This is a genomic window from Roseicyclus mahoneyensis (assembly GCF_003148775.1).
Taxonomy (GTDB): domain Bacteria; phylum Pseudomonadota; class Alphaproteobacteria; order Rhodobacterales; family Rhodobacteraceae; genus Roseicyclus; species Roseicyclus mahoneyensis.
In genome coordinates this window covers 16,576-29,892 of record NZ_QGGW01000011.1, presented here as the reverse complement: position 1 = coordinate 29,892, position 13,317 = coordinate 16,576, and the positions used below count along the sequence as shown (strand labels likewise).

Annotated in this window: 15 protein-coding genes; 5 read left to right on the top strand and 10 right to left on the bottom strand. The window is 65.5% G+C overall.

Translation table 11 applies throughout. The features are described from left to right. Positions 1-5 precede the first annotated feature (5 nt). From C7455_RS17330 to C7455_RS17320, 3 genes are all read right to left on the bottom strand, one after another. A complete protein-coding gene (locus C7455_RS17330; RefSeq protein WP_109670381.1) occupies positions 6-1,013 on the bottom strand; it encodes a PhoH family protein in 1,008 nt (335 codons plus the stop codon). Between the two features lie 175 nt (positions 1,014-1,188). Then, positions 1,189-1,530: a hypothetical protein gene (locus C7455_RS17325; RefSeq protein WP_109670469.1), complete on the bottom strand. Its 342-nt coding sequence runs from the start codon at positions 1,528-1,530 to the stop codon at positions 1,189-1,191. A 13-nt stretch (positions 1,531-1,543) separates the two neighbouring features. Further along, on the bottom strand, positions 1,544-2,098 hold the full coding sequence (locus C7455_RS17320; protein ID WP_245904399.1) for an OmpA family protein: 555 nt from the start codon (positions 2,096-2,098) through the stop codon (positions 1,544-1,546). A 391-nt stretch (positions 2,099-2,489) separates the two neighbouring features. Here C7455_RS17320 and C7455_RS17315 point away from each other — a divergent pair, with 391 nt between their 5' ends. Then, positions 2,490-2,825 (top strand): hypothetical protein, encoded by a 336-nt coding sequence (locus C7455_RS17315; RefSeq protein ID WP_146200037.1) that lies wholly within the window; start codon positions 2,490-2,492, stop codon positions 2,823-2,825. A gap of 5 nt (positions 2,826-2,830) precedes the next feature. Here the strand turns inward: C7455_RS17315 and miaB are convergent, their stop codons facing one another. After that, positions 2,831-4,162 carry a tRNA (N6-isopentenyl adenosine(37)-C2)-methylthiotransferase MiaB gene (gene miaB, locus C7455_RS17310; RefSeq protein WP_109670376.1) on the bottom strand — a complete coding sequence of 444 codons (1,332 nt, stop codon included), beginning with the start codon at positions 4,160-4,162 and terminating at the stop codon, positions 2,831-2,833. 151 nt (positions 4,163-4,313) lie between these two features. Here miaB and C7455_RS17305 point away from each other — a divergent pair, with 151 nt between their 5' ends. Together C7455_RS17305 and C7455_RS17300 are read left to right on the top strand one after the other, a co-directional pair. Beyond that, complete coding sequence (locus tag C7455_RS17305) at positions 4,314-5,186, top strand: hypothetical protein (protein ID WP_109670467.1); 873 nt, start codon at positions 4,314-4,316, stop codon at positions 5,184-5,186. Positions 5,187-5,190: 4 nt separating this feature from the next. Continuing rightward, positions 5,191-6,378, top strand: a complete 1,188-nt coding sequence (locus tag C7455_RS17300) for an MFS transporter (RefSeq protein WP_109670374.1) — start codon at positions 5,191-5,193, stop codon at positions 6,376-6,378. A gap of 52 nt (positions 6,379-6,430) precedes the next feature. Here the strand turns inward: C7455_RS17300 and C7455_RS17295 are convergent, their stop codons facing one another. The 6 genes from C7455_RS17295 to C7455_RS17270 all read right to left on the bottom strand — a co-directional run bounded on the left by C7455_RS17295 (position 6,431) and on the right by C7455_RS17270 (position 12,337). Next, a complete protein-coding gene (locus C7455_RS17295; protein WP_109670372.1) occupies positions 6,431-6,886 on the bottom strand; it encodes an Hsp20 family protein in 456 nt (151 codons plus the stop codon). Positions 6,887-7,041: 155 nt separating this feature from the next. Next, a complete protein-coding gene (locus tag C7455_RS17290; protein WP_170119128.1) occupies positions 7,042-7,824 on the bottom strand; it encodes a trypsin-like serine peptidase in 783 nt (260 codons plus the stop codon). 159 nt (positions 7,825-7,983) lie between these two features. Next, on the bottom strand, positions 7,984-9,303 hold the full coding sequence (glcF, locus tag C7455_RS17285; protein ID WP_109670369.1) for a glycolate oxidase subunit GlcF: 1,320 nt from the start codon (positions 9,301-9,303) through the stop codon (positions 7,984-7,986). A 10-nt stretch (positions 9,304-9,313) separates the two neighbouring features. Continuing rightward, the gene (locus C7455_RS17280; protein WP_109670368.1) at positions 9,314-9,655 is read right to left on the bottom strand and encodes a hypothetical protein; all 342 of its coding nucleotides are present in this window, start codon (positions 9,653-9,655) and stop codon (positions 9,314-9,316) included. A 10-nt stretch (positions 9,656-9,665) separates the two neighbouring features. Next, a complete protein-coding gene (locus C7455_RS17275; RefSeq protein ID WP_109670465.1) occupies positions 9,666-10,781 on the bottom strand; it encodes an FAD-binding protein in 1,116 nt (371 codons plus the stop codon). 110 nt (positions 10,782-10,891) lie between these two features. Then, positions 10,892-12,337 carry an FAD-linked oxidase C-terminal domain-containing protein gene (locus C7455_RS17270; protein ID WP_109670366.1) on the bottom strand — a complete coding sequence of 482 codons (1,446 nt, stop codon included), beginning with the start codon at positions 12,335-12,337 and terminating at the stop codon, positions 10,892-10,894. Positions 12,338-12,462: 125 nt separating this feature from the next. Here C7455_RS17270 and C7455_RS17265 point away from each other — a divergent pair, with 125 nt between their 5' ends. Continuing rightward, a complete protein-coding gene (locus tag C7455_RS17265) occupies positions 12,463-12,873 on the top strand; it encodes a CopD family protein (protein WP_109670365.1) in 411 nt (136 codons plus the stop codon). Between the two features lie 51 nt (positions 12,874-12,924). Next, a complete protein-coding gene (locus C7455_RS17260; RefSeq protein ID WP_109670363.1) occupies positions 12,925-13,290 on the top strand; it encodes a hypothetical protein in 366 nt (121 codons plus the stop codon). Positions 13,291-13,317 lie beyond the last annotated feature (27 nt).

Sequence of the window (13,317 nt, the reverse complement as noted above, 5' to 3'; positions counted from 1 at the left end):
GCGCGTCAGCCCGGGGGGGCATCGGCGTCATAGGCCTCGATGATCTTGGCGACCATCGGGTGGCGGACGACGTCCTTGGAGGTGAAGTAGTTGAAGGAAATGCCCTTGACGTCCTTGAGGATGCGCTCGGCGTCCGACAGCCCGCTGGTCACGCCGCGCGGCAGGTCGACCTGACTGCGGTCGCCGGTGATGACCATGCGCGAGCCGCGTCCGAGCCGGGTCAGGAACATCTTCATCTGCATAGAGGTGGTATTCTGTGCCTCGTCCAGCACGACATAGGCGCTGGCGAGCGTGCGGCCGCGCATGAAGGCCAGTGGCGCGATCTCGATGGTCTTTTCCTCCATCAGCTTTTGCAGCTGCTTACCGGGCAGGAAATCGTTCAGCGCGTCATAGAGCGGCTGCATGTAGGGGTCGACCTTGTCCTTCATGTCGCCGGGCAGAAAGCCCAGACGCTCGCCCGCCTCGACGGCCGGACGGGACAGGATGATCTTGTCGACCCCGCCGTTGATGAGTTGGTTCACCGCGACCGCGACGGCAAGGTAGGTCTTGCCGGTGCCCGCGGGACCTATGCCGAAAGCCAGTTCGTTCTCGTAAAGCGCGCGGACGTAGGCCTGCTGCGCCTCGGTCCGGGGTTCGACGGTTTTCTTGCGGGTGCCGATTTCCAGCCGCCCGCGCTGGAACATCTCGATCTGGTCGCCCGCGCGCACACCAGTATCCTCGTTCGAGCCGCCCAGCCGCACGGCGGCATCGATGTCGCCCGGTTCCAGTCCCCGCCCCGCCTCGAGCCGGGCATAGAGTTTTTTCAGCACCTCTGCAGCCTCAAGACGCGCATCCCCCAGCACTGCCAGCATGTTGCCGCGCCGCAGGACATGGACGGACAGAAGATGTTCGATCTGGGCAAGGTTGCGGTCGAACTCGCCGCACAGCTCGATCAAAAGCCGGTTGTCGGGAAATTCGAGCGAAAGCTCGACCGGGATGCCATCTGTCGGGGCCGCCAGTGTGGTGATTGCCAAATCACGCTCCGGATTGGGATTTCGACTCTCTCAAGTCTGGAGAGTGCGACGGCACAACGCAACAGGTTGTGGCATCTGTTACCAAAGTTTCTTCATGCTGTGGTCTCACCGGATAGACAACAGGCGGCCCTTTCAGGCCGCCCGGTCCGGTTTCTCAAGAGGTTAGGCGCCGTGGTTACTGGCGCGGCACCCAGTCGCGGAACTGGCTGCCGGCCCGGAAATCGCCCACGATCGAGTTCGGCGGCGCGATGTCGGTGCAGACCGGCAAGCCCGACACGGGATCGCGGCGGCGCGACCAGTAGCCTTCGAGGCCATCGTCGATCATCCAGATGTGGCACCCGTCGGGGTCGATGTAGATGCCCGCTTCAAGCTGACTGAGGCTGCCCGAGTCGAAACCGGTGTCCCGGCCGATCGCCACAACCTCGTTGCCGCGCCCGGTCGACGGCTGGACCGCGACGCAGCCCGACATGCCCAGCGCTGCGACGAGGAGAACGGAAATCCGTGATATCGTCTTCATTTTTTCCATTCCCTCAGCGGTAGCACACGATTTCGACGCGACGGTTTTGCTGCATCCCTGCGGCTGTCGCGTTCGACGCGACCGGACGGCGTTCGCCATACCCGATCTCGCGGGCGACGCGGGCCCCGACCGACCGGGCGGTATTGGCGACCGCCGCGGCACGGCGCTGGCTGAGGCCCATGTTGTATTCGTCCGAGGCGCGGCTGTCGGTATGGCCGTAGATCGCATAGGCGTAAGCCCCCGCCGAGCGGAAGAACTGCTCAAGCTGGGCGCGCCCCGACGGCGTCAGGCGCGCGCTGTCGGTGTGGAACAGAACGTCGGTGTTGGTGACCGCGCAGGTGTTCAGGTTGAGGCAGACGGGCATCCCGTCATGCGGATTCACCCGGCCTTCCATGTAGCCTTCGGCTCCGCCGTCGGCGACCCAGTGCATGCACCCGTCCGGGTCGATCCAGATCCCCGGCTCGACACGGCCCGTGATCCTGACAGTTTCCTGTGCCGAGGCCGCACCAGGCACGAGCACGACTGCACTCGCGATTGCCGCCGCACCGACCAGGGTGCGCAATACCATGCGTGACAAGTTGGTCATCACATTCACATCCCCCAAATTTTTTCCGACAGTCCCGCGCTCAGTTCCGGCCTTGGCAGAGGCCTGCACGAAAACATCTTTGATTTCGGCACGATAGCACCATGCCTTCCCAAGGGAAGAGGGATTTTTCGATCTGTGTCGCCAATTTGGAAACAACGCGCGCCTGAATCGGCGATTTTTTCGGGAACACGACCGACGCAACGACCCGTCGCGTGACGGAGTGGCATTTAGCGCCTTCCGCCAACCGCTCCATTAACCGTTTGTTAAGAAAATCGAACGCCCGACCCATACTGACGTGCTATGATCGTATCTTGCGGGGCCGGACTGCCATCCGGCGGCGCTCTTACAGTCCTTTGGGGGAAGGAAAAAACCAATGAACGTTTCATCAACTCTGCCACGGGTCGCTTTTGCGGCGATGATTCTGTCCGGCTCCGCACTGGCGGTCGCTGCGGACAGCTACCGCTACCATCACCACGGCTACACCAGCCATGTGATCACCGTCAGCTGCTACCGCGGGCCATTGCAGGACGTGATCTGGGACAGGCCAAACCCGGAATTCACCGACAGTCTGGTGAACGCCGGCTATACCTTTCCCGAGGCGCATGCCATCGCCGAACGGGTCTGCCGGGACGCGAACAGTGTCGGACGGCCCGGGGCGCTCAGCGCCACGATGACCGACATATTGCGCCGCACACCGCCGGGCAGCTGAGCCCGTCAGCCCCGGGCGACAAGCCGACCGGCCAGAGAATTGGTGTTGGTGGCGACGATCTCGACCGGGGCGACACTGCCGATCAGTGTCTCGGGCCCGTCGACATGGACGGCATGCAGGTAGTCCGACTTGCCCGTGACCTGCCCGGTCATCCGGCCCGGTTTCTCGAACAGCACCTGCACGGTCCGCCCCACCATGGCGGCCTGTGTCGCGCGCTGCTGTTCGGTGATCAGCGCCTGCAAGCGCTGCAGCCTGTCGTCGGCCTCGGCGGCATCGACCTGTGCGCGTTCGGCGGCGGGCGTGCCGGGGCGTGGCGAATACTTGAACGTATAGGCGCTGCCGTAGCCGACGCTGCGCACCAGATCGAGCGTGGCCTGAAAATCTGACTCGGATTCGCCGGGGAAGCCCACGATGAAATCGCCCGACAGGACCAGATCGGGCCGCGCCGCGCGAAGACGCTCGATCACGCGCAGGTAGCTGTCGGCGGTGTGCTTGCGGTTCATCGCCTTGAGGATGCGGTCCGACCCCGATTGCACCGGCAGATGCAGATAGGGCATCAGCTTGGCGCAATCGCCATGGGCGGCGATCAGGTCATCCTCCATGTCGTTGGGATGGGATGTGGTGTAGCGGATGCGGTCCAGCCCATCGATCCGCGCAAGGTCGCGCACCAGCCGCGCCAGACCCCATTCTGCCCCGTCGCTCCCCGCGCCATGGTACGCGTTCACGTTCTGGCCCAGAAGCGTGATCTCGCGCACACCACGTTCGACCAGATCGCGCGCCTCGCGCAACAGGCGGTCGGCGGGGCGGCTGACCTCGGCGCCGCGCGTGTAGGGCACGACACAGAAGGAACAGAATTTGTCGCAACCTTCCTGCACGGTCAAAAAGGCAGTCGGCCCCTTGTGTGTGCCACGCCCCTTGGGCAGATGGGCGAACTTGTCCTCTTCGGGGAATTCGGTGTCGAGCGCGGTTTCACCTCGATCCAACGCCTCCATCATCGCGGGCAGGCGGTGGTAGGTCTGCGGGCCCACCACCAGATCGACAATGGGCATGCGGCGCATGATCTCGCCGCCTTCGGCTTGCGCCACGCAGCCCGCCACGCCGATCTTGAGATCGGGCTTTTCGTCATGCAGCGGCTTGAGCCGCCCAAGGTCGGAATAAAGCTTTTCCGCCGCCTTTTCCCGGATGTGGCAGGTGTTGAGCAAGATCATGTCGGCCGCCTCGGCGGTGTCGACCTGAATATAGCCCTGAACGCCCAGCGTCTCGGCCATGCGTTCGCTGTCATAGACGTTCATCTGACAGCCATAGGTCTTGACGTAGAGCTTTTTCGCCTCGGTCATCGCACCCGATCCGCTGGTTGAGGAAAACGTGGTCCGCCGCATGTACAGCGCAGCGGCCTGCGCTTCAACCGACGTGCGCGATTGAATTCCCTGCCACGCCGCGCCAATGTGCGGGCTGAGGCAGGCAAAACGGACCGGCAAGGCCCACGCGATGGATTTCGACACTCTGGAACAATTCGCGGCGCAGCGCCCGGGCAGCTTCGGCAAGGGGCCCGCCGCGATGGTCATAGCCGAGGACCGGATCGAGGTCGGCTCGACCATCGACCATGTCCGCTCGCTGGGGTTTCGCCATGTCTTCGTGCTGGCCCCCCCCGATCTCAACGTGCCTCCCGCGCCGCAGGGTACCAAGTCCGAACAGCATGTGATCCGGTCCCGCAGCCGGGCGCCGGGCGCGACGCAGGCCGCCGTGAACGCCCTGATCGACGTCATGCCCGGCGAATGGCTGCATTACTGCTACAACGGCGAATACCTGTTCTACCCGTTTTGCGAGGATCGCAGCGTGGGCGAGATGGTCACCTGGGTGATGGAGGAACGGCGCGCAGCGATCCTGACCTATGTCATCGACCTCTACGCCCCCGACCTGAGGACCTACCCCGATGCGGTGTCGCTCGATACCGCGATGCTGGACAGTTCGGGCTATTACGCCGAGGGTCGCCCGGACGAGCATGGCAACCCGAAGGACCGGCAGCTCGATTTCTACGGTGGCCTGCGCTGGCGGTTCGAGGAACATGTCGCCAGGCCCAAGCGCAAGATCGACCGGATCGGCCTGTTTCAGGCCAAGCCCGGCCTGCGCCTGCGCGAGGATCACACGCTGAATGACGAGGAAATGAACACCTATGCCTGCCCGTGGCACCACTCGCTGACGGCGACGATCTGTTCCTTCCGCGTCGCCAAGGCGCTGCGCACCAACCCCGGGTCGCGCCATGACATCAGCGATTTCCGCTGGCACAAATCGACGCCCTTCCATTGGTCGTCGCTGCAACTGATGGAACTTGGCCTGATGGAGCCGGGTCAATGGTTCTGATGTCATGACATCCGCGCCACCCGTCTGGCGCGATGGCCCTGTGCTGGCCTTCATGGTGTCGGAAACCGTCATCTGGGCGTCGATCTTCTACAGCTTTCCCGCGCTCGTACTGCATTGGAAGGACGAATTCGGCTGGTCGGCCACGGCGGCGCTGGGCGCCTTCAGCCTTGCGCTGGCCCTGCAGGGATTGGCCGCGCCTTGGGTCGGGCGGGCGATCGACCGGGGCCTGGCACCTTGGGGCTTTGCGCTGGGAACACTGGGGGCGCTGGCGGGACTGGCGGCGCTGACGCAGGTGGAGACATTGGTGGCCTTCTATGCTGTCTGGGCATGGATGGGCCTGATGATGGGCTTCACCCTGTATGACGCCTGTTTCTCGGTGGTGACGCGGGCACGGGGGGCACAGGCCCGGGCGGCGATCACGGCGATCACGCTGGCGGCGGGCTTTGCCTCGACCCTGACCTATCCGTTGACGGCATGGGTCATAGCCGCCGCAGGCTGGCGGGCGTCGGTCTGGGTGCTGGCGGGGCTGGTGTTGGTGTTTGTGCTGCCGCTCGCCAGCTACGCCGCGCACAGGATGGAGCGGGAGGCGCAGGCCCGCACGCCGGTCGCCACTGCCAAAGGCCCGGCCCGCACCCGTGTCAGCGCGCGGCCCGGCTATTGGCCGCTTGCAGGGGGCTTTGCGCTGACCTCGCTGGGCGTGGGGATCATCCTGAGCAACCTGATGCCTTTGATGGCGGCCTTGGGCGTGCCAGATGTTCTTGCGATCCTTGCCGCCTCCACCATCGGCCCGGCGCAGGTGGCGGGCCGCATCTTGCTGATCGTGGCAGGTGCGCGCGTGGCGGCCCAAAGGGTCATCTTGGGCGCCTTTCTCATGCTCGCCACGGCCGCAGTCTTGCTGGGCGCCGCGGCCGCCCTGCCCGCGCTGGCGCTGGTCTTTGCCATAGCACAGGGCGTGGGCAATGGCGTGATCTCGATCCTGCGCCCCGTGGTCACCCGCGAGGTGATGGGCGAGGCGGGATTTGGTGAAAGCGCGGGGGCGGTGGCGCGCCTGTCGCTGTTCGCCTTTGCGCTCGCGCCGGGGCTTGGCGCGGTTCTAGCGGACCTGTTCGGTTATGGTGCGGTCGTGGCGCTGTGCGTCGCTGCCCCATTGGCGGGCGCGGTGTTGCTGCGACGGCTGGCGCCAACCTCATGACAAAAGGGGCGACCCGACCGGGCCGCCCTTTCGTCGTCTCATCAGGTCAAGATCAGGCTGTCGCGCCTTCGATCACCTTGGATGCGCCCCGCGCGATCTCGATCTGGCGCGGCTTCAGCGCCTCGGGCACCTCGCGCACAAGGTCGATGTGCAGCATGCCGTTTTCATGCAGCGCACTGGTCACGCGGACATGATCGGCCAACTGGAACCGCTTTTCGAAGGCGCGCGTGGCGATGCCGCGATGCAGGTAGGTTCGGGGCGCGTCATCGGCGGCCTTGCGGGCGGCAACCACCAGTTCCTGCTCGCGCTGCTCGATGCTCAGCTCGGCTTCGGTGAAGCCGGCCACCGCGATCGAGATGCGATAGGCACCATCAGCGGTCTTTTCGATGTTGTAAGGGGGGTAGGTCGGCACGGCGCTGTCTTGCGACATCACGCGGTCGATCAGATCGGCCATGCGGTCGAAACCGACACTGGCCCGGTAAAGCGGGGAAAGGTCATAGGTTCGCATCTGTCATCCTCCATCGAGCGACAACTGTTGTGACAGACCGCCCCTTGCGCGGGCGCGGTCCTTGGGGTGATGAGCTTGGGCCCGATCATCGGCGCCCCTGCGCGACTGAGAACTGGGAAGCGTAACCGGGCCTGTCAAGATCCCCGGCGGACGGTTCAGGGTCGGATGAAGCGCGCGCCCATCCCTTCGCGCGATGCGCCCACATCGCCCACACGGCGGATGGTGATGCTGCTGCCTTGAAGGCTTCGCGCAACAGGCGCGGCCGGCGCGGCGATCAGCGCCTCCACGAGGGTCTCGGCCACGACTGCGACGGTCACATCGCCTTCGGCCATGTCGGACCGGCCCGAGACAATGGCCACGATCTGCGGCCCCTCGGGCCCGATCCGCACCACCGGTGCACCGGAACTGCCCGACACGACATGACATGACAGCACCTGCACCGTGTCGAAACCGGACAGCACGCGACAGTCATCCTCGATCGAGGGGAAGGCCTCGCGCTCGGCGCCGTAAGACACCAGTGTCACCGCACTGAGCACAGGCGCCGCCGCCCCCACCGCGATCGGGCGCACGGTACCCGAAGACACCGCACGATCGAGCCGCAACACGGCCAGATCCTGCGCGATGGCCTGCATATCGGCCTGTCCAACGGGGCGCGCATAGCCCTGCGGAACCCGGCTTTGCGCCACACCGCGGATCGCCTCGGCTCTTCCATGGCGCAGTCCAGCGGAAAAGGTCAGGTTGCCATCGGCGATGCGGTCGCCTGCCTCGGTGAACAGGCAATGCGCCGCGGTCAGGACCAGATCGGGGGCAATCAGCGTGGCGGTGCAGAATGACACGCCTGTGTCGAGCCGCCCCACCGCTTCCCAGTCGCGCGCATCATCGGCTGTGTGCAACCCGCGCAGCGCGGCGGACCCCTCGGGACGGGTCACGCTGGTCATGTCCTGCCCGCTCACGGGCAAGGAAAAAATTGCCAGCGCAACAATCGTAGGGACAAGGGCAAGGCGGCGCATCTGGGTCCGGTCATCATCAAGGCACTATCCGACGATGCCACCCGTTCAGGGCAAAATTATGTCACCTTTTCCGCGCCCGGCGCCCTCTCAGCGCAGGATCGGCACCGGTACCGCGCGCTTGCCATCCGCATCCAGCGCAGGCGGCCGCGGCCCGCCCGTTGCCCAATCCAGCAACTCGACCGTATGCACGATGGGAACATCGGTCCCCGAGCCGATCTGCATCATGCAGCCGATGTTGCCTGCCGCGATGATGTCGGGGCGCGTGGCTTCCAGCGTCTCAACCTTGCGGGCCTTGAGCTGGCCGGAAATCTCGGGCTGCATCAGGTTGTATGTCCCCGCCGAGCCGCAGCACAAATGGCTGTCGGCGGGTTCCACCACCTTGAAGCCCGCGCGCTTGAGAAGGTCCTTGGGGTAGGTCTTGATCTTCTGGCCATGCTGCAGCGAACAGGCGGCGTGATAGGCGACACGGTGGCCCATCACGCCCTCGGGCAAGTCGAGCTGCATCAGCACTTCCGACACGTCGCGGGCGATGGCGGCCACCGCCGCAGCCTCCTGCGAAAGAGCATGACCCGCGAACATGTGCCCGTAATCCTTGACCGTGGTGCCGCAGCCGCTCGTGTTGATGACGATGGCATCCAAGCCTTCGCCCTGCATCTCGCGCGTCCATGCCCGGATATTCTTCGAAGCCGTCGCGTGGCTTTCCGCGGTCTTGCCCATGTGATGGGTCAGCGCGCCGCAGCACCCCTGCCCCTCGGCGATCACCACGTCGCAGCCGAGCCTTGTGAGCAGCCGGATGGTGGCATCGTTGATATCGGTGTTGAGCGCCCGCTGCGCGCAGCCCGTCATCAACGCGACGCGCATCTTGCGGGTCCCTTGCGCCGGGAACACCTGCGGGTCGTCGTTGCGGCTGACGGGGGGGATGACCTTTGGCGCCATCGCCAGCATCGCCTTGAGCCGCGCATCGGGCATCAGGAAAGCGAAGGGTCGCCCGATCTTGGCCCCCAGCAGCGCCACCCGGAACCGCGTCGGATAGGGGAGGATGCGCGCCAGCGTCCAGCGCAGCACACGCTCGAACAGGGGGCGTTTGTAGGTTTGCTCGATGTATTCCCGCGCGTGATCGACCAGATGCATGTAATGCACGCCCGAAGGGCAGGTGGTCATACAGGCAAGGCATGACAGGCAGCGGTCGATGTGAAGCACCGTCTTGGCGTCCGCCGGTAGCCCTTTCTCAAGCATATCTTTTATAAGATATATCCGCCCCCGCGGACTGTCCAACTCGTCGCCAAGAACCTGATAGGTGGGACAGGTCGCCGTGCAGAACCCGCAATGCACGCAGGTGCGCAGCACGTCGTTCGAGCGCGCCATGACGGGATCGCGCAACTGTTCGGGTGTGAAGGTTGTCTGCATGTCCGCGCTTTCAGAAAAGGGAGAGGAAGACGAGGCCGAACAGCGCCGCAAGGCCGAGGTAGACCGCCGTAAAGACGCCGCGCGCCGCCCAGACCCGAACGAAGCGGCCAAGATAAAGATGGTAGAGCATCCCCGCCACCGCAGCCGCGATCAGCCCCGTTGCGATGCCCGCGATCTCGATCGGATCAAACCCGGCCAGCGGGCCGTTCGCGGTGATGGCAACGAACATCGCCACCACCGCCAGCACCAGCGCGCCCTGCGCCAAAAACGCGCCGCGCTTGCGGTCCGACATCAGCACAAGCGCACCGAACAGGGCCGCCGAGGGTAGCGCGACAGGAACCACATCGATCATCTTTACTCCCTCACGATCCCATCAGCCCGGGGTTCAGGATGCCCCGCGGGTCGAATTTCGCGCGCAGCCCGGCCGACAGCGCCGCCAGCGGCGCAGGCTCGGGATGGAAAGGCGCGATGCGCGCCCGCGTCTCCTCGGAGGCGCGCACCAGCGTCGCGTGGCCCGCAAAGGCCCCAAGCCGCGCGCGTAGGTCGGTACCCTCCGGCACGAGCGCCCAGATCAGCCCGCCGCCCCAGTCGAACATCACCTCGCCCCCGGTCAGCGCCGCCACCCCCGGCGCGTCGGATGGTTTGACGGATATGCGCCAGACATCGCCCGGCTGCGTGGCGAAGACCTGCACATCGCGGATCTGCCGCCATGTCTCGGCCACGGCCGCGGCATCGCGCTCAACCGTGACCGCGCCGAAGGGCGCCATCACCTCCGCCAACCGTCCGGCCCGATAGGCGACGCTGGCCGCGAACCCCTCGATCCTGAGCAAAGTCCGCCCCGCGCCCGGCAGATGCGCCGCCCCCGTCACCTCGAAGGGAGAGCCCAGCGCCACAGCCATCGCCTCGACCGCCTGCAGATCGCTCAGGCCTGCGATGCTGAAGCCCGCCGCCGCCTCCGGCGCGGGCAGCACCTTAAAGGCCACCTCAGTCAACACACCCAGCGTGCCCCAGCTTCCGGCCATGAGCTTGACGAGGTCATAGCCGGTGACATTCTTCATCACCCGGCCGCCATTCTTGATGATGCTGCCACTGCCATCGACGAACCGCACCCCAATCAGGCTGTCGCGCGCCGCCCCCGCCTGAATGCGGCGCGGGCCCGAGACATTGGCGGCGACGACACCACCGACGGTCGGCTCACCTTTCGTCCCGAGCAGCGCGCGGTGATCCATCGGCTCGAAGGGCAGGCGCTGCCTCTCGGCGGCCAGCGCCGCCTCAACCTCCGCCAAGGACGTTCCGGCCCTGGCCACGATGGTCAGCGCGCCCGGTTCGTAAAGCTCGATCCCCGCAAGGCCGGCCACCGACAGGACCTCGCCCGCCACCGGCCGCCCGACGGGCCGCGTCCCGCCGCCCGTCACGTGCAGGGCCCCGCGGGCCCCCGCCACGATCTCGCTCAACTCGCTCTCGGTCGCAGGGCTCAGCATCCGGCCCGCTCCTTCTCTGTTTTACAAATATCCCCGGGGTCCGGGGGCGTCGTCCATTGTTCTCGAACCAATGGCGCACAATGGACGACCCCCGGCGGTCGACGCCCTCAGGCGGCGATATCCCTTTCGCGCCGCGCCCGCGACACGGCCAGCGGAAACACCTTGGCCGGGTTCAGCAGCCAGGACGGATCGAACACGTCCTTCACCCGCATCTGCGCCTCCAGATCCTCAGGCGCGAATTGCGTCGTCATAAGATCGCGCTTTTCGATCCCAACCCCGTGCTCGCCGGTCAGGCAGCCGCCCACCTCGACGCAGAGCTTCAGGATATCGGCCCCGAAAGCCTCGCACAGTTCCAGATCCCCGGGCTTGTTGGCGTCAAACAAGATCAGCGGGTGCATGTTGCCGTCGCCCGCGTGGAAAACGTTCGCCACGTCCAGCCCGTAGTCCTTCGACATCTCGCCGATGCGCTTGAGCACATAGGGCAGCGACGAGACCGGGATCGTGCCGTCGAGACACATGTAATCGTTGATGTTGCCCATCGCACCGAAGGCGGATTTGCGGCCCAGCCAGATGCGCTTGGCCTCATCCTCCGATTGCGCCTCGCGCAGCTCCACCGGATTGTGGCGGCGCGCGATCTGGGTGATCAGGCCCAATTGTTCATCGATTTCGGCGGGGCTGCCCTCCACTTCCACGATCAGAAGCGCCTCGCACATCGGATAGCCCGCCTTGGCAAAGGCTTCTGTCGCCTCGATGCAGGGGCGGTCCATGAATTCGATCGCCACGGGCAGCACGCCCGCCTTGATGATGTCGGACACACAAGCGCCCGCCACCTCGTTGCTGTCAAAGCCGATCAGCACGGGCCGCGCGCCCTCGGGCTTGCGCAAGATGCGCAACGTGGCCTCGGTCACGACGCCCAGCTGCCCCTCGGACCCACAGATCACGCCCAAAAGGTCATAGCCCGCCGCATCCAGATGCGCGCCGCCGATCTCCATCACCTCGCCCGCCATGCTGACCATCGTGACGCCCAGCAGGTTGTTGGTGGTGACGCCATATTTCAGGCAATGCGCCCCCCCCGAGTTCATCGCGATATTGCCCGCGATGGCGCAGGCCAGCTGGCTCGAGGGATCGGGCGCGTAGAAGAAATCATCTTGTTCCACCGCGCCGGTCACGCTCAGGTTGGTCCGGCCCGACTGCACGCGGATGAAGCGGTTGTCGTAATCGACCTCCAGCACGCGGTTGAGGCGCGACACGCCAAGGATCACGCTGTCGGCCGTCGGCAATGCCCCGCCCGCAAGCGAGGTTCCCGACCCGCGCGGCACCACCGGCACCCCCTCGGCATGACAAATCTTGAGTACCGTCGCCACCTCTGCGGTCGAGGCAGGCAGCACCACGGCCAACGGCGGGCAGCGATAGGCGGTCAGCGCATCGCATTCATAGGCGCGCAACTCGGCCTCGTCGTGAATCACCGCAGCCTGAGGCAGGGCCGCGCGCAAGCGCTCCACGATCTTGGATTTACGCGACAAAATCGCGGCGTCGGGGGTGGGCATCTCCATGTCACAGTCCTCCTCTGTGATGAATTGGTAAAGAAATATAACCAATATCACGATTAGGCAACGAAAATCCCCCTGAGACAACTCCGCGCGTTGCCGCGCCCCTGAAATGCTGGGCAACTGCCGCCATGGATTGGATCAAGGTTCTTCACCTTCTGGCCGTGCTGGGCTGGATGACAGGCATCTTCGCGGTGCCGCGCGCGATCATCTTCTGGAAACGCGAATATGCGCGGCTGGGCGAATTCGGGCCTACGGGCGACCTGACCATCCGCATCTACCGCTTCTCGCTCGGCCTTGGCGTGATCGCCATCGTGACGGGTCTGTGGCTCGGATGGTTCTGGGGCTATCCGATCTGGGTCTGGACCAAGCTCGGCGTCGTCGCCCTGCTGGCCGCGCACTATGGCTGGACCGGGCGGTTGGTGCTGCGCGCAAAGCGCGGCGTGTTCACCGAAAGCGATCTGTGGCTGCGCGTCTTCAACGAGATCAGCGTTCTGGGCGCCATCGCGGTGCTGATCATCGTGGTGTTCAAACCTTTCTGACATCACCACAGCGTGACCCCACGGGCTGAGCGCGGTGCGCTATGAACAGGCATGATCCATCGCATCGCCCTTGCCGCTTTCGCCCTGTGCATCGCACCGCCCGCGCTTGCCGACCCCGCCCGCGTCGTCGCGGTCGAGGCGGTGGCGGGACACTCCGGGTGGACCTTCCATGTCACGCTGGAACATGGCGACACCGGTTGGGAGGATTATGCCGACGGCTGGCGGGTCGAGACACCCGATGGCACGGTTCTGGGCGAACGCCCGCTGCTACACCCGCATGTCGAGGAACAGCCCTTTACCCGGTCGCTGTCGGGCGTGGCAATCCCCGCCGAGGTGCGCAGCGTGGTGATCCGCGCCCGCACCAATGTCGAGGGATGGGCGGAGGACGTCTCAGCCCCCCTGCCCCTGCCCCGCTGACACCGCACCGGCGCCGTAGGGTTCCAT

Bases quoted from the DNA above. Each gene is read 5' to 3' on its own strand.
- C7455_RS17325 (WP_109670469.1), bottom strand. From the start codon at position 1,530: ATGAAGACGATATCACGGATTTCCGTTCTCCTCGTCGCAGCGCTGGGC.
- C7455_RS17315 (WP_146200037.1), top strand. From the start codon at position 2,490: ATGAACGTTTCATCAACTCTGCCACGGGTCGCTTTTGCGGCGATGATT.
- C7455_RS17320 (WP_245904399.1), bottom strand. From the start codon at position 2,098: ATGGTATTGCGCACCCTGGTCGGTGCGGCGGCAATCGCGAGTGCAGTC.
- C7455_RS17290 (WP_170119128.1), bottom strand. From the start codon at position 7,824: ATGACCAGCGTGACCCGTCCCGAGGGGTCCGCCGCGCTGCGCGGGTTG.
- C7455_RS17305 (WP_109670467.1), top strand. From the start codon at position 4,314: ATGGATTTCGACACTCTGGAACAATTCGCGGCGCAGCGCCCGGGCAGC.
- C7455_RS17295 (WP_109670372.1), bottom strand. From the start codon at position 6,886: ATGCGAACCTATGACCTTTCCCCGCTTTACCGGGCCAGTGTCGGTTTC.
- C7455_RS17300 (WP_109670374.1), top strand. From the start codon at position 5,191: ATGACATCCGCGCCACCCGTCTGGCGCGATGGCCCTGTGCTGGCCTTC.
- C7455_RS17280 (WP_109670368.1), bottom strand. From the start codon at position 9,655: ATGATCGATGTGGTTCCTGTCGCGCTACCCTCGGCGGCCCTGTTCGGT.
- glcF (WP_109670369.1), bottom strand. From the start codon at position 9,303: ATGCAGACAACCTTCACACCCGAACAGTTGCGCGATCCCGTCATGGCG.
- C7455_RS17270 (WP_109670366.1), bottom strand. From the start codon at position 12,337: ATGGAGATGCCCACCCCCGACGCCGCGATTTTGTCGCGTAAATCCAAG.
- C7455_RS17260 (WP_109670363.1), top strand. From the start codon at position 12,925: ATGATCCATCGCATCGCCCTTGCCGCTTTCGCCCTGTGCATCGCACCG.
- miaB (WP_109670376.1), bottom strand. From the start codon at position 4,162: ATGACCGAGGCGAAAAAGCTCTACGTCAAGACCTATGGCTGTCAGATG.
- C7455_RS17265 (WP_109670365.1), top strand. From the start codon at position 12,463: ATGGATTGGATCAAGGTTCTTCACCTTCTGGCCGTGCTGGGCTGGATG.